At 60.7% G+C, this 26,008-nt stretch carries 25 protein-coding genes and 1 riboswitch; of the genes, 8 read left to right on the top strand and 17 right to left on the bottom strand.

The window, feature by feature from the left end; translation table 11 throughout:
- Positions 1-28: 28 nt before the first annotated feature.
- From ACLBW8_RS01800 to cobO, 10 genes are all read right to left on the bottom strand, one after another.
- Positions 29-757 carry an adenosylcobinamide-GDP ribazoletransferase gene (locus ACLBW8_RS01800; RefSeq protein WP_447804433.1) on the bottom strand — a complete coding sequence of 243 codons (729 nt, stop codon included), beginning with the start codon at positions 755-757 and terminating at the stop codon, positions 29-31.
- Positions 758-759: 2 nt separating this feature from the next.
- Positions 760-1,335, bottom strand: a complete 576-nt coding sequence (gene cobC / locus ACLBW8_RS01795) for an alpha-ribazole phosphatase family protein (protein WP_064453495.1) — start codon at positions 1,333-1,335, stop codon at positions 760-762.
- The gene (cobT, locus tag ACLBW8_RS01790; protein WP_447804432.1) at positions 1,332-2,387 is read right to left on the bottom strand and encodes a nicotinate-nucleotide--dimethylbenzimidazole phosphoribosyltransferase; all 1,056 of its coding nucleotides are present in this window, start codon (positions 2,385-2,387) and stop codon (positions 1,332-1,334) included. Before cobT ends, cobC begins: the two co-directional genes overlap by 4 nt.
- Positions 2,384-2,905, bottom strand: coding sequence for a bifunctional adenosylcobinamide kinase/adenosylcobinamide-phosphate guanylyltransferase (gene cobU, locus ACLBW8_RS01785; protein ID WP_447804431.1), 522 nt, complete (start codon positions 2,903-2,905; stop codon positions 2,384-2,386). The genes cobT and cobU overlap by 4 nt, the downstream gene beginning before the upstream one ends.
- Before the next feature lie 73 nt (positions 2,906-2,978).
- Positions 2,979-4,430, bottom strand: a complete 1,452-nt coding sequence (locus ACLBW8_RS01780; protein ID WP_447804430.1) for a cobyric acid synthase — start codon at positions 4,428-4,430, stop codon at positions 2,979-2,981.
- Positions 4,427-5,416: a threonine-phosphate decarboxylase CobD gene (gene cobD, locus ACLBW8_RS01775; RefSeq protein WP_447804429.1), complete on the bottom strand. Its 990-nt coding sequence runs from the start codon at positions 5,414-5,416 to the stop codon at positions 4,427-4,429. The genes ACLBW8_RS01780 and cobD overlap by 4 nt, the downstream gene beginning before the upstream one ends.
- Complete coding sequence (gene cbiB / locus ACLBW8_RS01770) at positions 5,409-6,317, bottom strand: adenosylcobinamide-phosphate synthase CbiB (RefSeq protein WP_447804428.1); 909 nt, start codon at positions 6,315-6,317, stop codon at positions 5,409-5,411. Before cbiB ends, cobD begins: the two co-directional genes overlap by 8 nt.
- Positions 6,314-6,964: a 5,6-dimethylbenzimidazole synthase gene (bluB, locus tag ACLBW8_RS01765; RefSeq protein ID WP_447804427.1), complete on the bottom strand. Its 651-nt coding sequence runs from the start codon at positions 6,962-6,964 to the stop codon at positions 6,314-6,316. Before bluB ends, cbiB begins: the two co-directional genes overlap by 4 nt.
- Positions 6,961-8,364, bottom strand: a complete 1,404-nt coding sequence (locus tag ACLBW8_RS01760; RefSeq protein ID WP_447804426.1) for a cobyrinate a,c-diamide synthase — start codon at positions 8,362-8,364, stop codon at positions 6,961-6,963. Before ACLBW8_RS01760 ends, bluB begins: the two co-directional genes overlap by 4 nt.
- Positions 8,361-8,972 (bottom strand): cob(I)yrinic acid a,c-diamide adenosyltransferase, encoded by a 612-nt coding sequence (gene cobO, locus ACLBW8_RS01755; protein ID WP_064453503.1) that lies wholly within the window; start codon positions 8,970-8,972, stop codon positions 8,361-8,363. Before cobO ends, ACLBW8_RS01760 begins: the two co-directional genes overlap by 4 nt.
- Positions 8,973-9,051: 79 nt before the next feature.
- A riboswitch (cobalamin riboswitch) is annotated at positions 9,052-9,303 on the bottom strand.
- A 99-nt stretch (positions 9,304-9,402) separates the two neighbouring features.
- Here cobO and ACLBW8_RS01750 point away from each other — a divergent pair.
- On the top strand, positions 9,403-10,716 hold the full coding sequence (locus tag ACLBW8_RS01750) for a PQQ-dependent sugar dehydrogenase (RefSeq protein ID WP_407016003.1): 1,314 nt from the start codon (positions 9,403-9,405) through the stop codon (positions 10,714-10,716).
- Between the two features lie 74 nt (positions 10,717-10,790).
- Here the strand turns inward: ACLBW8_RS01750 and ACLBW8_RS01745 are convergent, their stop codons facing one another.
- From ACLBW8_RS01745 to ACLBW8_RS01725, 5 genes are all read right to left on the bottom strand, one after another.
- Positions 10,791-11,333: a C40 family peptidase gene (locus ACLBW8_RS01745; protein WP_053257356.1), complete on the bottom strand. Its 543-nt coding sequence runs from the start codon at positions 11,331-11,333 to the stop codon at positions 10,791-10,793.
- 144 nt (positions 11,334-11,477) lie between these two features.
- On the bottom strand, positions 11,478-12,107 hold the full coding sequence (locus ACLBW8_RS01740; RefSeq protein ID WP_128590734.1) for a C40 family peptidase: 630 nt from the start codon (positions 12,105-12,107) through the stop codon (positions 11,478-11,480).
- A 213-nt stretch (positions 12,108-12,320) separates the two neighbouring features.
- A complete protein-coding gene (hda, locus tag ACLBW8_RS01735) occupies positions 12,321-13,025 on the bottom strand; it encodes a DnaA regulatory inactivator Hda (RefSeq protein ID WP_017134884.1) in 705 nt (234 codons plus the stop codon).
- A 204-nt stretch (positions 13,026-13,229) separates the two neighbouring features.
- Positions 13,230-14,303 (bottom strand): AI-2E family transporter, encoded by a 1,074-nt coding sequence (locus tag ACLBW8_RS01730; protein WP_064453506.1) that lies wholly within the window; start codon positions 14,301-14,303, stop codon positions 13,230-13,232.
- A gap of 56 nt (positions 14,304-14,359) precedes the next feature.
- The gene (locus ACLBW8_RS01725) at positions 14,360-15,400 is read right to left on the bottom strand and encodes a DUF2066 domain-containing protein (protein ID WP_447804425.1); all 1,041 of its coding nucleotides are present in this window, start codon (positions 15,398-15,400) and stop codon (positions 14,360-14,362) included.
- A gap of 343 nt (positions 15,401-15,743) precedes the next feature.
- On the opposite strand from ACLBW8_RS01725, the gene purM reads away from it, so the two are divergent.
- From purM to ACLBW8_RS01690, 7 genes are all read left to right on the top strand, one after another.
- Entirely contained in the window at positions 15,744-16,802 is a 1,059-nt protein-coding gene (gene purM / locus ACLBW8_RS01720) for a phosphoribosylformylglycinamidine cyclo-ligase (protein WP_128590741.1), read from the top strand.
- Complete coding sequence (purN, locus tag ACLBW8_RS01715; protein ID WP_447804424.1) at positions 16,802-17,452, top strand: phosphoribosylglycinamide formyltransferase; 651 nt, start codon at positions 16,802-16,804, stop codon at positions 17,450-17,452. The genes purM and purN overlap by 1 nt, the downstream gene beginning before the upstream one ends.
- An 8-nt stretch (positions 17,453-17,460) precedes the next feature.
- Positions 17,461-18,174 carry a DUF3108 domain-containing protein gene (locus tag ACLBW8_RS01710; RefSeq protein WP_064453510.1) on the top strand — a complete coding sequence of 238 codons (714 nt, stop codon included), beginning with the start codon at positions 17,461-17,463 and terminating at the stop codon, positions 18,172-18,174.
- Positions 18,175-18,550: 376 nt separating this feature from the next.
- Positions 18,551-18,739, top strand: coding sequence for a hypothetical protein (locus ACLBW8_RS01705; protein WP_064453511.1), 189 nt, complete (start codon positions 18,551-18,553; stop codon positions 18,737-18,739).
- Between the two features lie 382 nt (positions 18,740-19,121).
- Positions 19,122-21,047, top strand: a complete 1,926-nt coding sequence (locus ACLBW8_RS01700; protein WP_447804423.1) for an IucA/IucC family protein — start codon at positions 19,122-19,124, stop codon at positions 21,045-21,047.
- On the top strand, positions 21,037-22,248 hold the full coding sequence (locus tag ACLBW8_RS01695; protein WP_447804422.1) for an MFS transporter: 1,212 nt from the start codon (positions 21,037-21,039) through the stop codon (positions 22,246-22,248). The genes ACLBW8_RS01700 and ACLBW8_RS01695 overlap by 11 nt, the downstream gene beginning before the upstream one ends.
- Positions 22,249-22,259: 11 nt before the next feature.
- Positions 22,260-24,380, top strand: a complete 2,121-nt coding sequence (locus ACLBW8_RS01690; protein WP_447804421.1) for a TonB-dependent receptor — start codon at positions 22,260-22,262, stop codon at positions 24,378-24,380.
- A 102-nt stretch (positions 24,381-24,482) separates the two neighbouring features.
- On the opposite strand, the gene ACLBW8_RS01685 is transcribed toward ACLBW8_RS01690, so the two are convergent.
- The gene (locus ACLBW8_RS01685; RefSeq protein WP_064453515.1) at positions 24,483-25,028 is read right to left on the bottom strand and encodes a DUF2058 domain-containing protein; all 546 of its coding nucleotides are present in this window, start codon (positions 25,026-25,028) and stop codon (positions 24,483-24,485) included.
- A 25-nt stretch (positions 25,029-25,053) separates the two neighbouring features.
- Positions 25,054-25,887, bottom strand: a complete 834-nt coding sequence (gene mazG / locus ACLBW8_RS01680) for a nucleoside triphosphate pyrophosphohydrolase (protein WP_447804420.1) — start codon at positions 25,885-25,887, stop codon at positions 25,054-25,056.
- Positions 25,888-26,008 lie beyond the last annotated feature (121 nt).

Here is a 26,008-nt window from a genome sequence, read left to right as displayed (position 1 = left end):
CCCGGGATTGAGGAAATGCAAGAAAGTGTTACAGCGCCAAGCCAACCAAAACCGCGACTTCCAGAAGCTCCAACAGCGCACCCGCCGTGTCGCCAGTGGTGCCGCCGAGCCGATTGACCATAAGCTGGCGCAGGCCGATAAAGCAAAGCGCAGCCAGCAAAACCGCAATACCGCCACTGAAACCGCCGATCAAGATGCAGGCCAGACCGCTGAGGATCAGCACCTGTTGGCCGACTATCCTTGGTAAATGATCCGACAATGCCTGGCCCAAACCTCCTGCACGCACGTAGCGCGTAGTGAGGAACAGCGCCAACATCGAAGCACGCCCGATCAGCGGCGCGAGGATCAACGCCGCGCCGTTGTGCTGCTCGATCAGGGCCACCAGCGCCGTGAACTTGAGCAACAACACCAAGCCCAACGTAACCACGGCAATCGGCCCGCTGCGGGGGTCTTTCATGATGCTCAGCGTGCGCTCGCGATCGCCAAAACCACCGAGCCAGGCATCGGCGCTGTCCGCCAGGCCATCCAGGTGCAGGCCGCCACTGAGCAGTACCCACGCCGTCAACAGCAGTGCCGCATGCAGCAACAGCGGCGCGCCCATCAGCACGGCATTCAGGCCCCACAACAGCACCCCGAATAACACGCCCACCAGCGGATAAAAGAGCAACGAACGCCCCAGTTCCTTAGGCTGCGGCATGCCCGGCAAACGAATCGGCAGACTGCTGAGAAATTGCAGGGCGATCCAGAACGGCAGCATCGTCAGATTCCTTCCTTCAACACACCATCGGCAGCGACCTGCAGGCTGAACAGCCCACCGTGACCGACCTCGACATTCAACAGTTGCTCGCGCGGCAAACCGCGCGCCCGAGCCAGCAGCAGGCGCATCACGCCACCGTGGCTGATCAGCAACACGCGCTCACCGGCATAAGCCTGATGCAAGCGTGAGACGGCGCCTAGAACACGTTCGGAAAACTCGCTGACAGGCTCGCCATCAGGCGGCGTAAAGCTGTAAGGATCGGCCCAGAACAAGCCCAACCCTTCAGCGTCGGTTTCCATCAACGCCGCTGCACTTTGCCCTTCCCAGGCGCCGAAGTGCAGTTCCTGCAGAGCCTTTTCCAGGCTCACCGGCACATTGAGGCGTGCGCCCAACTCACGTGCAAACAGCGCGCAACGTTGCAACGGCGAGCTGATCAAGCGATCCCACGGCCCCTGCTCCGCCACGGCAGCGCGCATCTGCTCCCAGCCCTTGGCGGTTAACGCATCGTCCAGGCTGCCGCGCAGGCCGCCGCCCAATTCGGTTTCGCCGTGACGCAGCAGGTCCAGGTGCAACGTCATGCCGGGCGATCTGCCACGGCCGCTTCTGCGAACGTCGCCATCTGCCCGTGCAACGCGCACGCCAGGCGCAGTAACGGCACCGCCAGCGCCGCACCACTGCCTTCGCCCAGGCGCAGGCTCAGTTCCAACAGCGGTTTGGCGTCGAGGCTTTGCAGCACATGCCGATGACCCGGCTCAGCACCACGATGGCCGAACACCAGCCATTCGCGGCACGCCGGGTTCAAGCGTGTGGCGACCAACGCGGCGACGGTGCAGATAAACCCATCCACCAGCACCACAATGCCTTCCTGGGCACAGGCCAGATAGCCGCCGACCAGCGCGGCGATTTCAAAACCGCCGAGGTTGAACAAGGTTTGCAGCGCGTCGCCACGTTGCCCTGCATGCAGCGCCAGCGCGCGCTCGATGACAGCCACTTTGTGGCTGACGCCCTGGGCATTCAAGCCGGTGCCCGGGCCAGTCAGGTCACTCACCTTGCAATCGAGCAACGCACACGCCAACGCACTGGCGGCAGTGGTGTTGCCGATACCCATCTCGCCGCCGATAAACAGCTGCGCGCCGCTTTGCAGTGCACGGCGTGCACTGTCTCGACCGGCTTGCAAGGCCAGGCGCCCCTGCGCCTCAGTCATCGCCGGGCCGTTGACGAAATTCGCCGTGCCCGCGCCAATGTTCAGGTGGCGCACACCCGGCAAGCTCAGCGACGGCGTCACGGTGCCAAGGTCGACCACTTCCAGCTGCGCGTCCAGCTGTCGCGCCAACACACTGATAGCCGCGCCACCCGTCACAAAGTTATGCAGCATTTGCCCGGTCACTTCCTGGGGAAATGCCGACACGCCTTCAGCGACGACGCCATGGTCGCCGGCAAAAATGGCGATCCACAGCTGCTCCACCGACGGTTTGACCTGGCCTTGCAGGCCGGCCAATTGCACCGCCACGGCTTCCAACTGGCCGAGCGAGCCGGCAGGTTTTGTCAATTGCTGCTGGCGAGCCAGGGCGTGTTCGTACGCCACAGCGTCCATGGCCTTGCAGGGGTTGAGCCACCAGTTGTCAGTCATAACGCAGTACCTTTCAAAGTCAGGGGCAGGCCGGCAACCGTCAGGACAACACGCTGACACCGCTCGGCCAAGGCTTGATGCAGCCAACCGGCTTCATCCACATAGCGGCGAGTCAATTCGCCCAGCGGCACGACACCCAAACCGGTCTCGTTGCTGACAAAAATGATTTCACCCGGCAGCGAGGCCAGGGTTTCCAGCAGGTATTCACGCTCAAGCGCCAGGCGTGCCGGGTCTTCGAGCATCAACAGGTTGGTAAGCCACAGGGTCAGGCAATCCACCAGCAGGCAGCGATCGGACGACGCGTTTTCACGCAGTACGCGCGCCAGTTCGATGGGCTCTTCAATCAGGCCCCAATGATCGGGACGGCGCTGGCGATGAAGGGCGACGCGCGCGTTCATCTCACCGTCCAGCGGTTGGCTGGTGGCGATATAGATGACGGGCAACGCGCTGTCAGCAGCGAGCTTTTCGGCAAGGCGGCTTTTGCCGGAACGGGCGCCGCCGAGGATCAACTGATGCATGGAAAACCACCTTTTTCGGCCGGCGGATGTTCTGATGCAGGCCCGCGCTCACATTGGGATGACGTGCACACCGTTAAACCCCACATAGCGTGCGCAATAAATCGGTGTCCAGGTGGTTCTCCACCAGGTCCGCCAAGCGCTCGATATCGCGCTCGCGCAGCGCGTGATAATCCACCTCCTGCACATCCTGCAACCCCGCCCAGCGCAACAAGGCACTGCAAGCGGCCGGGGTCTCGAACAGACCATGCAAATACGTGCCGAAGATCTGGCCGTCCTCACTCTGGGCACCGTCACTGCGGCCGTCATCCAGCAGCACGGCGGCTTTCGACAGCGCTTCGCCGGAGGTCACACCCGCGTGGATCTCATAGCCACTGACCGGAGCGTCCTCCAGCAACAAGTGCCCACGCACATTGCGCAACTGTTTCTCTTCGGCAAGCGTCGTACTGAACGCCAGCAACCCAAAGCCTTCGCTTGACCCTGGCGGCCCTTCCAGCCCAAGCGGGTCATGCACCTGCTCACCGAGCATCTGCAACCCGCCGCAAATCCCCAGCACCTTGCCGCCGTAGCGCAAATGCCGAGCCACAGCGGTGTCCCAGCCATTGGCGCGCAGGTACGCCAAATCGCTGCGCACACTTTTTGAACCCGGCAGGATAATCAGGTCGGCGGCCGGAATCGCCTGGCCCGGCCCGATGAATTGCAGATCTACCTGAGGATGCAGGCGCAGCGGGTCAAAATCGGTGTGATTGCTGATTCGCGGCAACACCGGCACCACCACGTTTAACACCTGCGCCGCCTTGTCGATCTGACGCGCGTCGATGCCGTCTTCGGCCTCCAGGTGCAGGTCCATCACGTAGGGCAACACACCCACTACCGGTTTGCCGGTGCGGGCTTCCAGCCAATCCAGGCCGGGTTGCAACAAGGCGATATCGCCGCGAAAACGGTTGATGATGAAGCCCTTGACCCGCGCTTGCTCCGTGGGCGAAAGCAACTCCAGTGTGCCGACCAGGTGGGCAAACACGCCTCCACGATTGATATCGGCGATCAACAGCACCGGACAATCCACCGCTTCGGCGAAACCCATATTGGCGATGTCATTGGCGCGCAGGTTGATTTCCGCCGGGGAGCCCGCGCCTTCCACCATCACCACCGGGTAGGCGTCGCTCAACCGCGCGTGGGAGGCCAGCACCGCTTGCATCGCGATGGCTTTATAGTCGTGATAGGCCACGGCGTTCATGGTGGTCACGGCTCGACCATGGATGATCACCTGCGAGCCGGTGTCACTGTTGGGTTTGAGCAGCACCGGGTTCATATCGGTGTGAGGCGCGAGATTGGCCGCCTGGGCTTGCACCGCCTGGGCTCGGCCGATCTCACCGCCCTCGGCAGTCACGGCACTGTTGAGTGCCATGTTCTGTGGCTTGAACGGCACCACCGCGACGCCCTGGCGAATCAGCCAGCGGCAGAGCGCGGTCACCAGAGTGCTTTTACCCGCGTCGGAGGTGGTGCCTTGCACCATCAGCGTACTCATATGGCTTCCTTGTAGGCGGCCAGGGCTTCATCGAGTCGCAGCCAGTGCGCCTCGGTGTCGGGCAAACCGAAGCGCAGGCTGCTGTCGTGGACAAACAGGCGCAGCAGGATGCCGCGCTGAGCCATGAATTCGTGCATGTGTTCGGCGTGCGGTGTAATCAGCCACTGGAACAAGGCGCAGCCACCGTGGGGTTGAAAGCCATGGCGCTCAAGCAGGTCAAACAAGCGTTGGCCCGCTTCGATACAGCGCTCACGCTGGCGGGCGTGCCCGGCTATATCGCGCAGGCATACTTGGCCGAGCACCCGTGTCGGCCCGCTGACCGACCATGGGCCGAGCTGTTCGGCGAATAGCTTGAGCAACTTGCGTTCGGCCAACACAAAGCCCAAGCGAACACCGGCCAAACCAAAGAATTTACCGAACGAGCGCAACACAATCAGGCCGACTTGATGGGCGTGGCTGGCCAGGCTTAATTGCGGGGTGACGTCCATAAAGGCTTCATCCACTACCAGCCAACCGCCGCGCTGGGCCAGCCGCGCATGCCAGTCCAGGAGGCGTTGCGGGGTCAGGCTAAGGCCGGTGGGATTGTTCGGATTGACCACCACCAACACGTCGAGGCCATCGAGAAAGAAGTCGACTTCCTGCTCCTGCACTTCGCGCACCACGTAACCTGCGCGACGCCAGGCTTCGGCGTGCTCGGCATAACACGGCGACAACACCCCGACCTTGCCGGAGCGACGCAAGCGCGGCAGCAATTGGATTGCTGCCTGGGAACCCGCGACCGGCAACACATGGGCGGCGCCGTAATACTCGCTGGCAGCCTTTTCCAAGCCGTCATCGGTTTCCGGCAAACGCGCCCAGGCCCGCAACGGGATCTCGGGGATCGGCCAGGGCCAGGGCGCCAGGCCGCTGGACAGGTCGAGCCAATCCGCCTCGGCGATTCCGTACTGAATCACTGCCTTTCGCAGGCGACCACCGTGTTCAAGCATAAAATTGCGCCCCCGCGCAGAGGATCAGCAGCCATAACCATACGCCGCGCTGCACCAGTTGCCAGCCTCGATCAATAGAATCGGCATCGGCTGGCGGGCCTTCGCCCAATGGCGGGCGCTGATGTAACTCGCTGTGATAAATCGCCGCGCCACCCAACTCGACACCCAATGCGCCCGCGCCAGCCGCCATCACCGGGCCGGCATTGGGGCTGTCCCAGGTCGGGCCCTGGGTGCGCCAGCATTTAAGCGCCAGGCGGGTTTTGCCCAGCACGGCGTAGGTCAAAGCCACCAGCCGCGCAGGAATGTAGTTGAGTACATCGTCGATCTTGGCAGCCGCCCAGCCGAAACGCTCAAAGCGTTCGTTGCGATAGCCCCACATGGCGTCGAGGGTGTTACTCAAGCGATACAGCACCACGCCCGGCACACCGGCGACCACAAACCAGAACAGCGCGGCAAACACCGCGTCGCTGCCGTTTTCCAGCACCGACTCCGTGGCGGCGCGGGCGACTTCGGTGCGGTCCAGCTCGCTGGTCTGGCGGCTGACCAGATAACTCACGCGTTTGCGCGCTTCATCCAGGTCATCACTGCGCAACGCCTGGGCCACCGGGATCACGTGCTCACCGAGGCTGCGCATACCCAGCGCGCAGTACAGCGCTAAAATCTCCAGCACCCAACCGATATAAGGCGCCCACGACAACGCAGTGGCCATCAGGGTCAGCGGCACCACCGCGATAACCCACGCGGTCACGCCGTGGCTGCGCCAGCCACGGCCTCCGGTATTGAAACGTTGCTCGATGCGCCCGGCGAAATTGCCGAATGCCACCAGCGGATGCCAGCGCCTGGGCTCGCCCAGCAGCGCATCCAGCGCCACCGCAGCGACACACAGCAAGGCCACACTCATTGACTCACTCCCCACACATTCTCATACAACATGTCACTCAGCGGCCGTGGTTCGGCCCAGCCTTCGAGCTGCAACATCGGTGCCGGATAGAACCCGGCTACCGGCCCCAGGCATAGCACCGCCAAGGGTTTCGCACCGGCCGGCAAACCCAGCAGGTCGGCCAGGGCCTGCGGCTCGAACAGCGAGACCCAGCCCATGCCAAGGCCTTCGACGCGGGCTGCCAGCCATAGATTCTGGATCGCACAGGACAACGATGCCATGTCCATTTCCGGCAAGGTGCGACGGCCAAAAATGTGGCGCTCGCGATCATCCATCAGCGCTGCCACCAACACTTCGGCGCAGTCATGGATGCCTTCGACCTTGAGTTTCATGAACTCATCGGAACGCTCGCCCAACGCCTCGGCGGTACGCACGCGCTCTTCTTCCACCAGGTGTTGAATCTGCCCACGCAACCGGCGGTCACTGATACGGATAAACCGCCAGGGCTGCATCAAGCCGACACTGGGCGCCTGGTGCGCAGCCTGGAGCAGGCGGTGCAGCAGTTCTGGGGCGACCGTGCCGCCGATAAAGTGGCGCATGTCGCGGCGTTCGGCGATGGCGCGATAGACGGCCTGGCGGTCGGCATCAGGAAAGGCGTTGTCAGTCATGGCTTCTTCGCGAGCAAGTCGAATCGTCGCGCCGCCGCTTCCACATTGTGATCGGTGAACCCGGTCGATGAGGGCGCTGGCCTGCCTGCGATAGCAGTCTGATGGCTCGGCGCAAACAATGCGGCCACTGCCGTCGGGTTGGACGGGAAATAGAAGTGCACGTAGGAAGCCGTCATCCGCCCCTGGCGGTACACCGCTTCGGCACCGCGCCCACCGTTGGGGCTAAGGCCACGGGCAATCGGCTGCCACTCGGTGCTGGTCAGGGAGTGGTGATAGGTGTGACCGCGCAGTACGCCTTCCGGCAACTCGACGCTTTGCAGGGCCAGGGCCGCGAGCTTCTTCTGCATCACCGCGTCCCCCTGCAGCAAGCCAACCAGTTCGGCACGGGTACCGTCGACATCGGTGAGCGAGTCCAGCAGGTACAGCATGCCGCCACATTCGGCGAGCAACGGTTTACCCGCCGCGTGATGAGCGCGAATAGCGTCGAGCATCGAAGTGTTTTCAGACAATGCCCGGTGGTGCAGTTCCGGGTAGCCGCCCGGCAGGTACAAGCTATCGGCTTCGGGCAATTGGCGATCATGGATCGGCGAGAAGAAGCGCAATTCGGCGCCCATCGCCCGCAGCAGGTCAAGGCTGGCGCCGTAAGTGAAGGCAAAGGCCTCGTCGCGGGCCACCGCAATGCGCACGCCGGCGAGCAACGGTTCGGCCTCGATCTCTTGCGGGGCGGCGAAGGTCACCGGCGGCGGCAACGCGACTTCGCAACTGCTGCCCAGGGCTTCGGCAGCGGCGTCCAGGCGCACATCGAGGTCATTCAGTTCGCTGGCTTGCACCAGGCCCAAGTGGCGGCTGGGTAATTCAATTCCGGTTTCGCGAGACAACGCGCCATACCAGCGCAGGCCTTCGGTGAGGCTGCCTTCCAGTAACTGTGCATGGCGCAGGGTGCCGACGCGGTTGGCCAACACGCCAGCGAACGGCAAGTCCGGCTGATAGCGCGCCAGCCCCAAGGCCAGGGCGCCGAAGGTCTGGGCCATGGCGGTGCCGTCGATCACACCGAGCACCGGCACACCGAAGTGCCGCGCCAGGTCGGCACTGGAGGGCGTGCCGTCGAACAGGCCCATCACGCCTTCGATCAGGATCAGGTCAGCCTCGCCCGACGCTTCCCACAGCAAGCGGCGACTTTCCTGCTCGCCGACCATCCACATGTCCAACTGATACACAGGCGCACCGCTGGCACGCTCATGAATCATGGGGTCGAGAAAGTCCGGCCCACATTTGAACACGCGCACCTTGCGCCCCAGGTTGCGGTGCAAACGCGCCAACGCAGCGGTCACGGTGGTTTTGCCCTGGCCGGACGCCGGTGCGGCGATCAGTACGGCCGGGCAATGACGGGGCTGATTCAAAGTTCGACGCCCTTCTGTGCCTTGATACCGGCCTGGAACGCATGCTTGAGCATGCCCATTTCGGTGACGGTGTCGCCCATTTCGACCATTTCAGGCTTGGCGCCACGGCCGGTGACCACTACGTGCTGCTTCGGTGGGCGGGCTTGCAGGTCGCTGAGCACTTGATCCAGGTCGAGGTAACCGTGCTTGAGGGCGATGTTCAGTTCGTCCAGCACCACCAGGCCAATGGACGGGTCTTGCAACAATTCGCGGGAAACCGCCCAGGCCGCTTCAGCGGCGGCGATGTCGCGCTGGCGGTCCTGGGTTTCCCAGGTAAAGCCTTCGCCCATCACGTGGAAGCGCACTTGCTCTGGGAAACGGCGGAAGAACAATTCTTCGCCCGTGCTGTGGCGCCCCTTGATGAACTGCACCACGCCGCACTGCATGCCGTGGCCCATGGCACGGGCCAGCATGCCAAATGCCGAACTGCTCTTGCCTTTACCGTTGCCGGTCAGTACCAGCAGCAATCCGCACTCGTTCGGGGAATTGGCGATGCGCTCGTCGATCACGGCTTTTTTGCGCAGCATGCGCGCCAGGTGGCGTTCGTCGCGGTCGGGGGAATCAGTCATGGCAGCTCTCCGTTGGGGCTGGACAAAAACGGCGGGCAGGAAAAAGAAAAAACAGACAGCCAAGCATCGCCCACCGTGATGCTGTTGGATGATCCAGGCCGGTCTCCGGACTCATAAGTGGCGCTGTTGCTCATCGAGCGAGCAGGCCAACGGCGCGCCTTCCCATATCACACGGATACAGTGGCAAAAGGCACCGTTTTGACTCATTTACCGTTGCGGGGGCAGCGCCGGGATCGCGGCAGCACTGTGTACAAGTGCGCTCACTCACCGGCTTCCCTGTTTCACTCTGTCGGCGTATCCGCCACAGAGCACCTGGAACAAGCTGCGAAGGTTAGTGGGTTGGGGGTGGAGCGTCAATTAAAGCTGGCCTTGCACTTGAACCATCGGACTATCTCACTCCTCTACCCTTACAGGTATTAAGGAGAAAACCATGCATAAAACCAGACTCGCCTTACTGATCATGCTGGCAGGCACCCTCGCCGCCTGCGGCGAAAGCTCCACGTTGAAGGTCTCCGATGGCACCGGGCCTTCGCCCAAACTGCCGGAGCCGAACAAAACCCTGATCCCCACCGTAAACATTGCCCCGGCCATCGGCTGGCCCGACGGCGCGAAGCCAACCGCCGCCGCCGGCACTCAGGTGTCGGCGTTTGCCGAAGGCCTGGACCACCCGCGCTGGCTGTATGTTTTGCCGAATGGCGATGTGCTGGTGGCGGAAACCAACGCCCCGCCCAAGCCGGATGATGCCAAGGGTATTCGCGGCTGGGTGATGGAGAAGGTCATGGGCCGCGCAGGCGCAGGCGTGCCGAGCCCGAATCGCATCACGCTGCTGCGCGATGCCGACCACGACGGCGTCGCCGAGACCCGCACGGTGTTCCTGGAGAATCTCAACTCACCGTTCGGCATGACGCTGGTGGGTAACGACCTTTACGTGGCCGATTCGGACAAGCTGCTGCGCTTCCCCTATCAGCCAGGCGAAACCTCGATCAAGCAAGCGGGTACCACAGTGGTCGACCTGCCGGGCGGCAGTATCAACCACCACTGGACGAAAAACGTGGTGGCCAGCAAGGACGGTCGCAAGCTGTACGTGAGTGTCGGCTCCAACAGCAACGTGGGCGAGAACGGCCTGAAGGCAGAAGAAGGTCGCGCGGCGATCTGGGAAGTCGACCGCGCCACAGGCCAGCACCGCATTTTTGCCTCCGGGCTGCGCAACCCCAACGGCATGGCCTGGGAACCGCAGAGTGGCAAGCTGTGGACGGCGGTTAACGAGCGCGACGAGATCGGCAGCGACCTGGTGCCCGACTACATTACCTCGGTCAAGGATGGCGCATTTTACGGCTGGCCCTTCAGCTACTATGGCCAGCATGTGGACGTACGCGTCTCACCGCAAAACCCCGACCTGGTTGCCAAGGCGATTGCACCGGACTATGCCGTAGGGCCTCACACCGCGTCCTTGGGGCTGACGTTCGCAGAAGGCAGCAAACTCCCTGCGCAATTCAGCAACGGCGCATTCATCGGCCAGCATGGCTCGTGGAACCGCAAGCCGCACAGTGGCTACAAGGTGATTTTCGTACCGTTCGAGGGCGGGCAACCCAAAGGGCAACCCGTGGATGTGCTGACCGGATTCCTCAACAGTGACGAGAAAGCCATGGGCCGGCCGGTGGGCGTGGTGATTGATCAGCAGGGCGACTTGCTGGTCGCGGATGACGTGGGAAATAAGGTGTGGCGGGTATCGGCGGCTAAGTAGCCGGCCTCAAAAACAGCGCAAAACCAAATGTGGGAGGGGCTTGCCCTCTCCCACATCTTATTCTCTGTTCAGCCTTAAGGATTGCGCGCCAGATGCTCAGCCGGCAACACGCGCTTGGCGCTCAGGTAGGCGTTCTGCCAATAGGCTTTGGACAGCGTATCCAGTTTCACCGTACCACCGGTTTGCGGGGCATGTACGAATCGCCCTTCGCCGACGTAGATCCCGGCGTGGCTGACCCGCGAACCGCCACCGGTCGCAAAGAACAGCAAGTCACCGGTTTGCAGGTTCTGCTCGCTGACATCCTGCGCACGCATCACGATCAGTTCACGCGTGGTACGCGGCAAGGAGATGCCCGCGGCGTCGCGGTATACAAAGCCGATCAGGCCACTGCAATCAAACCCGGAGTCCGGCGTATTGCCGCCCCAGCGATAAGGCGTGCCGACCAGGCCCAGCGCTCGGAAGAGTACGTCTTCGGCAGCAGGCGAGAAACTTTGGCTGGAATAGTTGAACACCGGTTTCGGCTTGACCGCTACCGGGGCAGGCGGCGGTGGACGGCTTGCGCAGGCGCTGAGGAGCGCGGCACAAACAAGAAGAATGAGGCGGGCTGAGGTCGACATGGGCAGAACAATCCTGATCTGGATGCGGCTTTCGCTGCCGAACGCTGAAAACCAGAACGCGCAAGCAAAGCTCGCGCGAACGGATTACAACAATGTCCAGAGATTCTAGCGCTTACACGTCAAACTTCAAGTATCACTTTAACTTTACTTGCTAGCGGTAACGGTAGTCGGGGCCATGGCGAGTGCACGCTTGGCTTCGATGAAGGTTTTGCTCCAGTAGCTGTCACCCAGGTTGTCGACTCGAACACCGCCACTGCGACGACTGCTGGAGTGAATAAACTGGTTATCGCCCAAGTAGATACCGGCGTGACTTACGCGACCACGACCTGCAGTACTAAAGAAAAGCAGATCGCCGGGCTTGAGGTTATTGCGTGCGACCAACGGTGCATCCACGTTGATCATTTCGCGTGTCGAGCGAGGCAGGTTCATGCCGGCTTCTTCGCGAAACAGGTAGCCGATGAAGCCACTGCAGTCGAAACCGGCTTCAGAGGTACCGCCGAAACGGTAACGGGTACCAATCAGGGACATGCCGCGTTCAAGGATGCTGTCGGCCAGAACTGGAAGCTGGTAAGGCTTGCTGCCGGAGAAGTCGGCCAGTTCTTTTTCAGTTGCGAGCTCTTCCTGGTAAACAGTGGAAGACTGCGATGCAACGAACTTTGCCTGGGACTGTTGTTGAGTCTTTTGCTGCTCAGCCACGTTTTGAGTGTGGGTGGCGCAACCAAACAACAGGGTAACGAGTGCGAGAGGCACGAGGGGTGCGAAGCGATTTAGCATGGGCACGACCGTGGCTGATGTGTAAAGAAGTCGAGACTATGCCCTCTATCACATCGATTTGCAAATTCAATCGTGATCGATGTGACTTCTTGTTTCGACGATGACATCTAAGCCCTTAACACCCCCTACATGCCTTTTGCGTGGCCAAACCAGCCCAAACGCAGGTTTTCTGGCGCCTGAAATTTGCCGAGAGCCGCGAAATACAAGGGCTGGCTACCAGCCGAGAGTTTCCTTGAGGAAAGGAATGGTCAGCTTGCGCTGAGCCTGCAAAGAGGCCTGATCGAGCTGTTCAAGCAAATCGAACAACGCGCTCATGCTGCGGGTGCCGCGCGTGAGAATAAAGTGCCCGACTTCATCGGTCAGGTGCAGGCCGCGACGGGATGCACGTAATTGCAGGGCGCGTAACTTGTCTTCGTCAGACAACGGGCGCATCTGGAAGATCAGCGCAAGGGTCAGGCGTGACTTGAGGTCGGCCAGCTTCACCGGCAGCTCTCGCGGCGACGTGGATGCGGCGATCAACAGCCGTCGCCCGCTGTCGCGCAGACGGTTGAACAGGTGAAACAAGGCTTCTTCCCAATCCGCCTTGCCGGCGATCGCCTGCAGATCGTCCAGGCAGACCAGCTCGTACTGCTCAAGGTGGTCGAAGATGCCGATGCCACGGTCCATCAACTCAGCCAATGGCAGGTAAACCGCCGGCTCGCCCATTTGCTCGAAGCGCAGGCACGCGGCCTGCAACAGGTGGGTACGCCCCACGCCGTGCTTGCCCCACAGATAGATCAGGCTTTCAGTCCACCCGGCGTCGGCTTCGCAGAGCCGCTCGACATAGCCGAGTGCAGCGGCATTGGCGCCTGGGTAGTAATTGATAAAGGTGGCGTCGTCACGCAGACGCACACCCAAGGGCAGCTGAATCGGTTTCATGCTGACTGAACGGCTCCAAACGAACCGTTAGTGGCCTCTGTGTAAAGTTTGCAAAGTTTATACCCGTGACGCCGGGCGCACAATGCAGCAGACCACAAGCAAAATCAAAGGTTTGCGTTAGCTTGGGTCAATTTTCGAAAATTGTTTGACACCACGGCTGCATAAACAACAAACCCGGCCTGAGCCGGGTTTGTGACGAAGCGGTTACAGATCGGGGTCTTCAACCCCGGTGTACACATCCGAATCCTTATAAAGATCGTGAACATGGCGCACCAGTACCATGATCACTGCCGCCACCGGCAGTGCCAGCAGGATGCCAGTAAAGCCAAACAGCTCTCCGCCCGCCAGGATCGCAAAGATCACCGCGACCGGGTGCAGACCGATCCGGTCACCCACCAGCAGCGGCGTCAACACCATGCCTTCCAGGGCCTGGCCGACCATGAACACCGCAACAATACCCAGCATCGGATACAGATCGCCGCCAAACTGGAACAGACCGGCCACGAGTGCCGCGCCGATACCAATCACGAAGCCCATATACGGCACGATCGCAGCCAGACCGGCGATCAAGCCGATCAACAGGCCCAGCTCCAAGCCAATCGCCATCAGGCCGGCGGCATAGATAATCCCCAGGGCCAGCATCACCAGCAACTGGCCTCGCACGAATGCGCCGAGCACCTCATGGCACTCCTCCGCCAGAGACACGATGCGCTCTTCGCTGTTGCGTGGCAGCAGGCTGCGGATCTTGGCCATCATGATGTCCCAGTCACGCAGCAGATAGAACGCTACCACCGGAATCAGCACCAGGTTGGTCAACCAGCCGATCAGCGCCAGGCTGGACGCCGTGGCCTGGCTCAGGACAACACCGACGATATCGGTGGTCTGGCCCATATGCTCACTGATCGCCGCCTTGACCTTGTCGAACTTCCAGAAACCATCCGCCAGCCCCAGCTTGGCCTGAGCCCACGGCATCGCCGTGTGCTGCAACCAGTCGAGCATCTGCGGCGCCAGTTCATACAGGCGAAACAGTTGCTTGGCCAACATCGGCACCAGCACCAGTACCAACGCGGTGATGATCAACGTGAACAAGGCAAACACCGTCACTACGCCCAAGGTGCGCGACAGGCCGGCTTTCTCCAGGCGATCCACCACGGGATCGAATAAATAGGCCAGGAGCAACGCCACCAGAAACGGCGTCAGGATCGAATGCAGCAAGAATACAAACACGCACAGCAGGACAATCCCGCCAAGCCACACCCAACGACGCGTATCCGCCATAAACCACTCCATCTGTTATTTGCTACCTTCCTTCTATATAGAAGAAGAAAGAATATTTACCAACGAAAACGCAACTGCGCCTGGGGCTCAGGAGCAGCGGCTGGTTGTGTACCACCCTCCACCGGCGGCAACACCTGCGTTTCACCAGCAGGCACTTCCTGCAACTTGGCCAGACTCAACTGCGTACGCAATTGCTCGGCACTGCCGTTGACGCGATACACAATGCGATTGCCATCAACCCGCTGCGGTTGGCCACCAAAAGGTTCAAGCAGATGACCAAGGGCAGCGTAGCGCTCCAGGTTCATGCCCTGCACTTCGAGCAATTGCTCGCTGCTCACACCGGGCTTGACGGCAAAGCGTGGCGCCAGCTTTTGGCTGACCGCGAGCAATACGGCATCGGCTACCGCTGCGGTGTCTGCGCCCTGGGCGGTGCCCTGCTCACTTTTGTCGCCCAGCCACAGGCGCCATTTGGCCTGCCATTGGTTGCCTTCCTGGCGGGCGTGCACAGCGAGCAAAGCGTCGGCGCCATAGCGCTCGGAGGCTGCACGCAATGGCGTGGCGTCGGCGCTTTCGAGATTAGGCGCAGTCGCAACCACCTGTTCATCCAGATCGCCCAGCGGCAGACGCAGCGGCAAGCCTCGGTGTTGCGCCGCCCGACGCAGCGCGCCGGCGACCGCTTGACCATCACCGACCAGGCTGCTGCCTTCGGTGGAGTCGTTCAGCCACCAGCCAAGAATTGACGGCCGGTTGCTGCCCCAGATCGACAGACCCGCTCCACGCAGGGCGCGGTCGGTGCTCACCGGGTCGAAGTCGACTTGCAGGCTTTCCGGTGGGCCGGCGTCATAGCCGTACTGGCTGATGATTTGTTGCGGGTCTTTGCGAATTGCCGCCAGGCCCGGGCCGTCGGCGGCCTTGGCGTCGCCGGTCAGGCGGATCACCAGGGTTTGCACGGCGCGTTGGGTGGCAGCGTCGCGCTCTTGAGGCGATTGGCTGCTGACCGGTTCAAGCACTTGATAAAGGCCATTGAGGGTTTCGGCATGACTCGCCAGGCTGACCAACGACAAGCAGCCTACAAAGAAGAATTTACACAGACGCATGAAAGATTCCCGAACGACAAATTTAGCGGCTGGAACAGACCGCGTGAACTCGGCTTGGCAAGGCTGTGACCACAGCGACCGGTAAAACATTCACAGGGCCTTGGCAGTTTTTGTACTGTCATAACGATAGCGGGTTAAAGGCTATACCTTAATACACCCCATAACAGGCCCGATTAGCATTTTTTTAACACCATATGCCCCTGCCCGTCGGCCCGAGGATGGCCGCTGCCCCTCAAGCCTGATAAAATCGCGCGCCTTCGCAGACCGTCAACGGCAAGGCCTTTTATCCAAAGCCCCTGCCCGCTCGGTCGTTACCCCTGAATCCCCCCTAAAGGCCTGGATCATGAGCAAGCAACCCTCCCTGAGCTACAAGGACGCCGGTGTAGACATCGACGCCGGTGAAGCATTGGTCGAACGCATCAAGAGCGTCGCCAAGCGCACTGCGCGCCCCGAAGTCATGGGCGGCCTGGGCGGTTTTGGCGCCCTCTGCGAAATCCCGGCCGGCTACAAGCAGCCCGTATTGGTCTCCGGCACTGACGGTGTGGGCACCAAGCTGCGCCTGGCACTGAACCTGAACAAGCACGACACCATCGGCATCGACCTGGTTGCCATGTGCGTCAACGACCTGGTGGTGTGTGGCGCAGAGCCGCTGTTCTTCCTCGACTACTACGCCACCGGCAAGCTGAACGTGGACACCGCGGCACAAGTGGTGACGGGTATCGGCGCTGGCTGCGAACTGTCGGGTTGCTCGCTGGTGGGCGGCGAAACCGCTGAAATGCCAGGCATGTACGAAGGCGAAGACTACGACCTGGCCGGCTTCTGCGTTGGTGTTGTCGAAAAAGCCGAGATCATCGACGGCTCCAAAGTCGCTGCCGGCGACGCCCTGCTGGCTCTGCCGTCCTCCGGCCCGCACTCCAATGGCTACTCGCTGATCCGCAAGATCATCGAAGTGTCAGGTGCCGACATCGAGAACACCCAGCTCGACGGCAAACCGCTGACCGACCTGCTGATGGCCCCAACCCGTATCTACGTGAAGCCGCTGCTCAAGCTGATCAAGGAAACCGGTGCCGTTAAAGCCATGGCCCACATCACCGGTGGCGGCCTGCTGGACAACATCCCGCGCGTACTGCCAAAAGGCGCCCAGGCGATTGTCGACGTGGCCAGCTGGCAGCGTCCTGCGGTATTCGACTGGCTGCAAGAGAAAGGCAACGTCAACGAAACCGAAATGCACCGCGTGCTGAACTGCGGCGTGGGCATGGTCATTTGCGTGGCCCAAGAGCACGTTGAAACGGCGCTGAACGTTCTGCGTGAAGCGGGCGAGCAGCCTTGGGTCATCGGCCAGATCGCCACCGCTCCGGAAGGCGCGGCCCAGGTTGAACTGAAGAACCTTAAGGCGCACTGATGCCTGCAACCTGTGATGTCGTGGTGCTGCTTTCCGGCACCGGCAGTAACTTGCAGGCCTTGATCGACAGCACGCGCACCGGCGACAGCCCGGTGCGCATCGCTGCGGTGATTTCCAACCGCAGCGACGCATACGGCCTGCAACGCGCCCGGGACGCTGGTATCGACACCCGCTCTCTGGATCACAAGGCTTTCGAAGGCCGTGAGGCCTTCGACAGCGCCTTGATCGAACTGATCGACGCCTTCAACCCCAAGCTCGTGGTCCTCGCCGGTTTCATGCGCATCCTCAGCGCTGACTTCGTGCGGCACTACGAAGGGCGCCTCCTCAATATCCACCCTTCCCTGCTACCCAAGTACAAAGGCATGCACACGCATCAGCGCGCGCTTGACGCTGGCGACAGCGAGCACGGCTGCAGCGTGCACTTTGTGACCGAGGAACTCGATGGCGGGCCTCTGGTCGTACAGGCAGTGGTTCCGGTAGAGTCTGCAGACTCAGCGCAGACACTTGCGCAACGGGTTCACACCCAGGAACACAGGATTTACCCGCTGGCTGTTCGCTGGTTTGCCGAGGGACGATTGATTCTCGGCGAACAGGGTGCATTATTGGACGGTCAGTTACTCGCGGCCAGCGGCCACTTGATTCGAACCTAGGAGATTTTATGCGTCGCGCCTTGCTCTTCGCTTTTGCGCTGTTCGCCTTGCCCGCCGTGCAAGCAGCAGACCTTCACCCGTTCTCCGCCAGCTACACCGCCGACTGGAAACAGTTGCCCATGAGTGGTTCGGCCGAACGCAGCCTGACCAAGAATGACAACGGCTCGTGGACCTTGAATTTCAAGGCGTCCATGATGATTGCCAGCCTTACCGAGACCAGCGTGATCAGTTTGGACAAGGACACCCTGCAACCGAAGAGCTACACCTTCGAGCGTGGCGGTCTGGGCAAGGCGAAAAAAATCAACCTGGATTTCGACCACGCGACCAACAAGGTCACCGGCTTCGAAAACAAGGACCCGGTCAACGTCACCCTCGAAAGTGGCATGCTCGACAAGTCGACCTACCAGCTTGCCCTGCAGCGTGACGTCGCCGCCGGCAAGAAAAGCATGAGCTACCGCGTAGTCGAGGGCACCGACGTCGACACCTACGACTTCCGCGTAATCGGCCCTGAAAAGGTACAGACCAAAGCCGGCGCCATTGACGCGATCAAGGTTGAGCGCGTGCGCGACCCGTCGCAGAGCAAGCGCATCACCCAGATGTGGTTTGCCAAGGACTGGGGCGGCATCCTGGTTGCCCTGCGTCAGGTAGAAACCGACGGTAAGGAATACAACATCATGCTGCTGGACGGCACCGTTGACGGCAAGGCTGTCAAAGGTAGCTGATAGGCTGATGAGCTGGAAAAGAGCCTCGCTGAATGCGGGGCTTTTTTTCGTCTGCAGGTTTTGTGCTGGACGCTCTACCGCTATCGCAGGCAAGCCAGCGCCCACATTGGAATGATTTTCAACGGTGGGAACTGGCTTGCCTGCGATGACATCAGCACGGCTGACCTAAGCTTGAAAGCCCTCTGAAACATGAAACTTTTGTCATAAAACTCAGCACCCTGCGACGCAATGCCGCGGTTTACGCGGCCTGCGGGAATATTGCGTTTCCTGCAAAGAATTGTTGCGCGCAAAATCAGTTTACTTAGCAAGCTAACAAAACATATAAAAGAGGCCTGCGACGACTTGCCGCAGATCAACCAGAGATTGGAGCAAGCAGATGACTGTAAAAGTAACTGAACGCGACGATGCACACATGTCTCATGAAGCACTGGGCCATGGGATTCACATCTGGGATGTACATCAACAAGACCAACTGGTCGGCATGTTCCACGACGAGAGCGAAGCCCACAATTATAAAAACGAGCTCGAAACTCTTGAGATGAAACGCCAGGCACAAAGCTCCTGAAACTCTGATATCGCGTAGACGCCCGGCCCCACGCAGCCGGGCCGCCTACACAGAAAACCCGCCCACATGGCGGGTTTTTTGCGTTTCATAAGCAGCGACTTCCCCTGCGCCTCAGCGCTCGTACAAAAGCAGACACATCCTACAAAGCACCAGCGCGTTTACTACAGGCCATTCCAAACCCCCAGAACTCGCCTGTTCTAGACGCCTCCAGGCCATCTCACCGCGCCTGACTGATCACCTTACTCACGCGCAAACCCCGCCTTCCACCTTGCTTGAATAAACGTTTGTGCAAAAAGCGTAACAACAAATAGACATTTGGTAATAGTTCTCGATACCATTCGCGCGCCTTTCACCCAGGACCGCGGATAAGGAATTCGACTTGATGCATGGACACAACAGCACGCCGGAAAAATCACTGCTTGAGCGCTGGAGTGAAGCACTGGCCACGCCGCAATTCCTGGCCAATCACCTCACCCTTGATTCCCTGATCAACACGCTGGCGCCCGCCGCCGAACGCAGTTTCCAACGCCTGATCCAGGCACTGTTTCGTGAAGGCCTGCTGGCCCCGAACACTCGCAGCTATGACGAACTCGGCCACTGCTGGCTGGCACTGCCTGACCAAACCCGCCTGCGCTTCGATCACCTGCGGCCCGGCCGAATGGGCAGCTGGGACCTGCGTGGCCAGGTCACACTGCTACGTAACGACCAGACCGAGCAGAAAATTCAATTCCCGTCGCAATTACTGACGCTGCTTAACAACAGCCTCGAATCATCGGCCGATCTGAACGTCTTGAGCCGTCTCAACAGCGAAATCGATGACAGCTTTGTCAACGACACGCTGTGCCTCGCCTTTCACGAGCAGTGGACGCTCAAGTTGCACGCAGCAATGGACCCGGCACATCAGAATAATCTGCTGAGCCACCTCAAGAACGATGCGAGCGTCACCAACGCTACGTCCGTGCTTGAACAATGGGGCACGCTGGGCCACCCATGGCACCCCAACTACAAGACCAAGTTGGGCTTGGCTACCGACCAGGTCATCGATTTCTCACCGGAGTTCGAAGCACGCTTCCCGGTATTCCTTTGCGCGCTCCACCGCCAATACGCGCATGTCGAAGTATTGGCCGATAGCGCAGATTACTGGCAGTGGTGGCAGCAGCATTTTCCACAGGCTGCCCGGCAATTGACCGTAGCGCTTGCAGCGCAGGGGCTTGAGGCGGCTGACTATCTGCCGCTGCCTGCTCACCCTTGGCAGGCACGCCAGGAGCTACCGCAACTGTTCGCCAACGAAATCGGTGACAAGCTGCTGGTGCTGACCGATATCGTCGCGTTTACCGCCCACCCGACCATGTCGTTCAGGACCGTGCTGCCTGAAGGCAGCTGCGACGCGCCGATGGTCAAACTCCCGGTCTCACTGCGCCTGACCAGTGTGCAACGAACTGTTTCACCACGCTCGGCGCGCATGGGCCCGCGGATCAGCCATTTGCTGCTGACGATCCTTGAGCGCGAGCCCGCAATTCAGCGAATCCTCAGCATCGTCCCCGAGCGGATAGGCGTGCATTTCAAACCCCAACCGGCCAATGATGAGCACTCCCGCCACCTGGCCGTTCTCTACCGCGACAACCCGCAGAGCCTGCTCCAACCGGGCGAAATGGCCGTGCCGGTAGGCAGCCTGTTTGCCATCGACCAGCACGGCCAGCCGCTGCTGAGGCAATGGGTACGCCTGAGTAAAGGCCTGGACGACGCCGATGCCATGCTTGCGTTCTTTCGCGACTATGCCGCGATCGCCGTACCGGCACTGTTGGGTATGTACCTGCGCTATGGCGTTGCCTTCGAGGCCCACCAGCAGAACTCGTTCATGGTCATGGCCGCAGACGGCCAATTGAGCCGCCTGTTGTTGCGTGACTTCGGTGATATTCGAATCGACCGCAAGACCTTGCACGCCCATGGTTTGGATATCGAACTGCACGACCCCAAGATGACGCTGTACGACGACGCGGGCTTTGTACGTGACAAGCTGCTGCACACCGTATTCATGTGCCACTTGGGCGAACTGGTATTGCTCAGTGCCCGCCACTTCGATATCCCCCAGGCGTTGCTGTGGAATGAACTGTCGGCCCACGTCAGCCAGTGTTTCGACGACTTGCGCAGCCAGGTCGAACCACAGCGTTGGGCAACCGAGCGCGAAGCCCTGCTGGAACAGGACTGGCCGGCCAAGTCGTTCATGCGCATGCGCCTGCTGGAGAGCCATGCCGATATCGTCGGGCGGCTGCCCAACCCGTTGAGTGCCGCCGCCAATGGCAGCTAACCACACCGCCCTGCGGCTGCTGGTGGTGATTCAGCTGGTGTCGATGGGGGCCATGGAAATGAGCGGCCCCTTCTGGCCCTTGCAGATCCAGAAGCTGCTCGGCGTGGCCAATGCCCAATACACCGGCCTGCTGTCTTCGCTGGTGTATGCCGGGCCGATGATGGCAGCAATGATCCTGACGCCAATGTGGGGGCGCCTGGGTGACCGTACCGGCCACAAGCCGATGATCATTCGGGCGCTGCTGGCGTTGGCGGTGTGCCAGGCGTTGGCCGCTATCACCTTCGATCCGTGGCTGCTGGTGGCGATCAGAGTGGCGCAAGGCGCGCTGGCCGGCTTTATCGCAGCGGCCCAAGCCTACGCACTGGCCTGCTGCGGTGATAGTGGGCGCGGGCACATTCTGGCGCGACTGCAATCGGCAACCGCGGTGGGGTCACTGGCTGGGCCGGTGTTGGGCGGCTGGCTGATGGATGTCTCGGGCTTCGCACTGCTGTGCTACAGCGCCACCGCCGTCTGCCTGGGCTGTGCCGTGATCAGCGTGTTCCTGCCCAGTGATGCACCGCGCTCGCGGCCAGCGCGCACGTCCACACCCGCCGCACTGCCCAAAGGCTGGCTCGGCGCAATGCTGGGGATCATCGTATTGATTCAGGCTGCCAAGATGATGCCTCAGCCGTTTTACGCCCTGTACGTCGCCGATGTTTTACAGGCGCCCGCCTGGTTGATCGGCGCCAGCTATGCCGCCAGCGCACTCACGCTGGCACTGTCCGCCCCGCTTTGGGGGCGGCTGTTTGACCGACATCAACCCGCACACACACTGCGCATTATCGAATGGGTCACGTGGTCCTGCGCCTTGACGCTTGCCTTCACAGCGATGGCCAACGAATGGCTGGGCTTCCTCGCCAGCCGGTTGCTGTGGGGCGTGTGGCAAGGAGCCCTGCTGCCCGTCGCCTACACGTTGATCGCCAATACCGTTGCGCCCAGCCAGCAGGGTTTTGCCTTGGGCATGGGCAATAGCGCCGCCAAGGCCGGCGCGCTGTGCGGCGCCTTGATGGGCGGCATCAGCATGGGAATGGTGGGCCTGGCGCACAGCTTTTGGCTGGTCGCGCTCACTTATGCCTTGGCTGCCCTGGGTATCCGCGCCATCCGTTCGTTCACCCGAACACCCGATTCATCCGGTTTTTCTGTCAATACTTCTAATAACTGAAAGGCAAGGTCATGAACAAATTGCAACTGGCAGCCCTGCTGCCCCTGCTCGGATCTATGAGCGGCCCAGCCTGGGCCGATCAAGTTGAAGAAACCCAAGCAGCGCCTACCAACCTGCAATTACAGGCAACGGTGGTTTCGGCCACACGCAATGAAACGAGTATCGCGGCGATTCCAGGCTCTGTGCAGGTCATCAGCGAAGACCAGATCCGCCAGCAGACAGGTGCAGGACGCCGGGTTGCGGATATCCTCGGGCAATTGGTGCCGGGCATTGCGCCCTCCAGTGGTGGCATGAGCAACTTCGGCCAGACGCTTCGCGGGCGCAATACGCTGATCCTGATCGATGGCGTGTCCCAGAACGCCACACGCGATAACTTCCGCCAGCTCAACAGCGTGGCACCGGAAAGCATCGAACGCATTGAAGTGATTTCCGGCGCCAGCAGTGTCTACGGCGCAGGTGCGTCAGGCGGGATCATCAACATCATCACCAAGCGCAATAAAGGTGAAGACCTGGCCTTCAGCAGCAAAATCGGCATGACCGCCGGCAACAACCTCAGCCACAAAGGCTTCTCCTACGAAACATTCCAGAGCGCGACGGGCCGTCAGGGCCCTGTGGACTGGTATCTTTCCGGCAACTACGTACAACGCAACGATCAGTTCGACGGCAACGGAAAACGCATTCCCCAGGACACGTCCCAGGGCAGCAACATGGACACCGACACCTACGACCTGCAAGGTCGCTTCGGCTACGAGCTGGATGACGACAAGAAGATCAGCCTGTCACTGCAAGACTACAAAGACGAACAAGACACCCGTTACACCAAGGACCCACGCAACACCAATAGCGCCGTCGCGGTGAAAGGCCTGGACCTGGATGACCAACCTTTCACCCACAACCAGGCGGTCAACCTTAACTATGCCGACAAAGATTTCTACGGCCAGGGCTTGCAGGTCGAAAGTTACTGGCGGCGTGCCGACGCGCTGTTCTTCCCGGACCTGTCGCGTGGCCGCGCCGGGGTATCCGACAACAACAGCGTGCAGGATGTCTACGGCCTGCGCGCGGCGATTGATACGCAAATGCCGGACATCGGCCCGGCCACCGGCAATCTGGTCTGGGGGGCGGACTATGACCATGAAACCTCACGCCAGCGCGGCGACCAATACCGCGTCAACGGCCTGAACTACACCAAGACCGGCACCACGTTCGAATTGGGCCCGGACATCGCGACCACCACCAAAGCCATCTTTGGGCAACTGTCCTACGACATCGATGACTGGACCTTGCGTGGTGGCGTACGCCGCGAGTGGATCGAAAGCGAGGTTTCCGACAGCATCGCTTACGGCGAAATCGTCCAGACCGGCAATCGCGCGATACTGCCGGGTGGCACGCTCAAATACGACGACACTCTCTATAACCTCGGTGCGGTGTATCACCTGAGCGAAAACCAGGACGTGTTCGTCAACTTCAGCCAGGGCTTTTCCCTGCCGGATATCCAGCGTTTCCTGCGTGACGTGAACAGCAAGTACGACATTCAAAACCTGAATGCCCAAGCGCTGAAGGTCGACAGCTACGAGCTGGGTTGGCGCGGCAATTGGGACAAGTGGCTGGCCAGCGTCACGGCGTATGAAAACACCTCGGATGTCACCCAGTTCTATGACGCCAATGACCGTGTACTGCGCCTGATCAATCAGAAAGAGCGTGTGCGCGGCGTTGAAACCAGCCTGACGTACAACTTCACCGATCAATGGTCGGTAGGGGGTACTTACGCTTACGCCAAAGGCGAGACCCAGCAGAACGGTAAATGGATCGACCTGCCTGCCACACGCATCTCTCCCTCAAAGACCACCGCCTTTATCGGCTACGACCGTGGTGACTACAGCCTGCGCCTGCAAGGTATGCGCCTGGCCGACTATGACGCCGCGTTCAAAGACAACAACGGCCGCGACATCAAAGGCTACACGCTGGCCGACCTATTGGGTTCGGTGAGGTTGCCGGTAGGTCGCCTCGAAGGTGCGGTGTACAACCTCACTAACCGCAACTACCAGAACATGTTCGCCCAGGCCAACGCGCGTGCACCGTACCCGAATGCCGAAGGTCGTACCTTCACCCTGAGTTACGCAGTGGACTGGTGAGCGGCTGACGCTACTGGTTAAAACACAAACCCCGCCTTTTGAGCGGGGTTTGTGTTTTCTGGCAGGGGCAAGCCCTTCACCACAGGAATGTTTTTTACAGCCTTACCACATCAGATCATCCGGGATCTGGTAGGCAGCGTACGGATCATCCTCATCCGGCACCTGGCTTTCGGTGAGGATGTTGAGCTGCACGATGCGCTCGGGTGCACGCTCCTGGATCTTCAACGCCGCCTCGCGCGGGATGACCTCATAACCGCCGCCGTGGTGCACGATCGCCAGGGAGCCGTTGCTGAGCTTGTTGCGCATCAGCGTGTTGACCGACAGGCGCTTGACCTTCTTGTCGTCCACGAAGTTGTAGTAGTCCTCGGTGGTCAACTTGGGCAGGCGCGAGGTCTCGATCAGTTGCTTGACCTGGGCCGTGCGGGCCTTGGCCTCGGCTTTTTCCTGCTGCTGACGGTTCAGTTCCTGGTCACGCTTGACCTTCTCGGCCTGTGCCTCAGCGGCCAGGCGTGCCTGGGTGTCATCCACCTCGGCCTGGCCTTTGTGGACCAGGCGCTGCTGCTTCTGTTTCTCTTTGCCGACCTGCTTGGCCTGCTTTTGGTTGACCAGACCTGCTTTAAGCAACTGGTCGCGAAGGGAAATGCTCATGGTGCTTACTCACTTAGGCCACTGCTCAACCGCAGCTGGACAGATTCTTTTCCTGACGTTTGGCTTCGCCCCACAGGGCGTCCAACGCTTCGAGGGTGCAATCTTCTATGGATTGGTGCGTGTCGCGCAATGCCTGTTCGATAAATCGGAAACGTCGTTCGAACTTGGCATTGGCGCCACGCAGCGCAGTTTCCGGGTCAACCTTGAGGTGACGTGCCAGGTTGACTGCAGCAAAAAGCAGGTCACCGACCTCATCGGCAATCGCCACCGAATCGTTATCAGCCATGGCTTCGAGCACTTCATCCAGCTCTTCGCGCACGTTGTCCACCACCGGCAACGCGGCAGGCCAGTCGAAACCGACCTGGCTGGCGCGCTTTTGCAATTTGGCAGCACGGGACAATGCAGGTAAGGCCGCAGGCACATCGTCCAGCAGGGAAAGTTGCTCCGGCGCGTCGGATTTCTCCGCACGCTCCTCGGCCTTGATCTGCTCCCAGCGCGCCTTGACCTGCTCTTCGCTCAACTGCGGGATATCCAGCGGCGCATACAGATCCCCCGTGGGGAACACATGAGGGTGGCGGCGGATGAGCTTGCGGGTAATGTTGTCGATCACCCCGGCAAATTCAAAGCGCCCCTCTTCCCGCGCCAGTTGGCTGTAATACACCACCTGAAACAACAGGTCACCCAACTCGCCTTGCAGGTGATCAAAGTCGCCACGCTCGATGGCGTCGGCGACTTCATAGGCTTCTTCCAGGGTGTGCGGAACGATGGTCGCGTAGGTTTGCTTGATGTCCCACGGGCACCCGTATTTGGGGTCGCGCAGACGGCTCATCAGGTGCAGCAGGTCTTCAAGTGAATACATCAGTCTCTTCCGCTGAAGTGGGAACGCTGAAGATCAAATGTGGGAGCGGGCTTGCTCGCGAAGGCGGTGGGTCAGTCAAAGCATCTTGCACTGACACACCGATTTCGCGAGCAAGGCCGCT

It is taken from the genome of Pseudomonas sp. M5A4_2d (genome assembly GCF_053345295.1).
Note: the sequence above shows the minus strand (reverse complement) of the source record. Positions and strands in the feature narration are given on the sequence as shown.

Coding starts and splice junctions, on each gene's coding strand:
- bluB (WP_447804427.1), bottom strand. CDS start 6,964: ATGACTGACAACGCCTTTCCTGATGCCGACCGCCAGGCCGTCTATCGC.
- purN (WP_447804424.1), top strand. CDS start 16,802: ATGCCTGCAACCTGTGATGTCGTGGTGCTGCTTTCCGGCACCGGCAGT.
- cobO (WP_064453503.1), bottom strand. CDS start 8,972: ATGACTGATTCCCCCGACCGCGACGAACGCCACCTGGCGCGCATGCTG.
- ACLBW8_RS01780 (WP_447804430.1), bottom strand. CDS start 4,430: ATGAGTACGCTGATGGTGCAAGGCACCACCTCCGACGCGGGTAAAAGC.
- cobC (WP_064453495.1), bottom strand. CDS start 1,335: ATGACGTTGCACCTGGACCTGCTGCGTCACGGCGAAACCGAATTGGGC.
- cobT (WP_447804432.1), bottom strand. CDS start 2,387: ATGACTGACAACTGGTGGCTCAACCCCTGCAAGGCCATGGACGCTGTG.
- ACLBW8_RS01700 (WP_447804423.1), top strand. CDS start 19,122: ATGCATGGACACAACAGCACGCCGGAAAAATCACTGCTTGAGCGCTGG.
- cbiB (WP_447804428.1), bottom strand. CDS start 6,317: ATGAGTGTGGCCTTGCTGTGTGTCGCTGCGGTGGCGCTGGATGCGCTG.
- ACLBW8_RS01750 (WP_407016003.1), top strand. CDS start 9,403: ATGCATAAAACCAGACTCGCCTTACTGATCATGCTGGCAGGCACCCTC.
- ACLBW8_RS01690 (WP_447804421.1), top strand. CDS start 22,260: ATGAACAAATTGCAACTGGCAGCCCTGCTGCCCCTGCTCGGATCTATG.
- cobD (WP_447804429.1), bottom strand. CDS start 5,416: ATGCTTGAACACGGTGGTCGCCTGCGAAAGGCAGTGATTCAGTACGGA.
- ACLBW8_RS01745 (WP_053257356.1), bottom strand. CDS start 11,333: ATGTCGACCTCAGCCCGCCTCATTCTTCTTGTTTGTGCCGCGCTCCTC.
- ACLBW8_RS01740 (WP_128590734.1), bottom strand. CDS start 12,107: ATGCTAAATCGCTTCGCACCCCTCGTGCCTCTCGCACTCGTTACCCTG.
- ACLBW8_RS01710 (WP_064453510.1), top strand. CDS start 17,461: ATGCGTCGCGCCTTGCTCTTCGCTTTTGCGCTGTTCGCCTTGCCCGCC.
- ACLBW8_RS01725 (WP_447804425.1), bottom strand. CDS start 15,400: ATGCGTCTGTGTAAATTCTTCTTTGTAGGCTGCTTGTCGTTGGTCAGC.
- ACLBW8_RS01695 (WP_447804422.1), top strand. CDS start 21,037: ATGGCAGCTAACCACACCGCCCTGCGGCTGCTGGTGGTGATTCAGCTG.
- hda (WP_017134884.1), bottom strand. CDS start 13,025: ATGAAACCGATTCAGCTGCCCTTGGGTGTGCGTCTGCGTGACGACGCC.
- ACLBW8_RS01705 (WP_064453511.1), top strand. CDS start 18,551: ATGACTGTAAAAGTAACTGAACGCGACGATGCACACATGTCTCATGAA.
- purM (WP_128590741.1), top strand. CDS start 15,744: ATGAGCAAGCAACCCTCCCTGAGCTACAAGGACGCCGGTGTAGACATC.
- mazG (WP_447804420.1), bottom strand. CDS start 25,887: ATGTATTCACTTGAAGACCTGCTGCACCTGATGAGCCGTCTGCGCGAC.
- ACLBW8_RS01800 (WP_447804433.1), bottom strand. CDS start 757: ATGCTGCCGTTCTGGATCGCCCTGCAATTTCTCAGCAGTCTGCCGATT.
- ACLBW8_RS01730 (WP_064453506.1), bottom strand. CDS start 14,303: ATGGCGGATACGCGTCGTTGGGTGTGGCTTGGCGGGATTGTCCTGCTG.
- cobU (WP_447804431.1), bottom strand. CDS start 2,905: ATGCATCAGTTGATCCTCGGCGGCGCCCGTTCCGGCAAAAGCCGCCTT.
- ACLBW8_RS01685 (WP_064453515.1), bottom strand. CDS start 25,028: ATGAGCATTTCCCTTCGCGACCAGTTGCTTAAAGCAGGTCTGGTCAAC.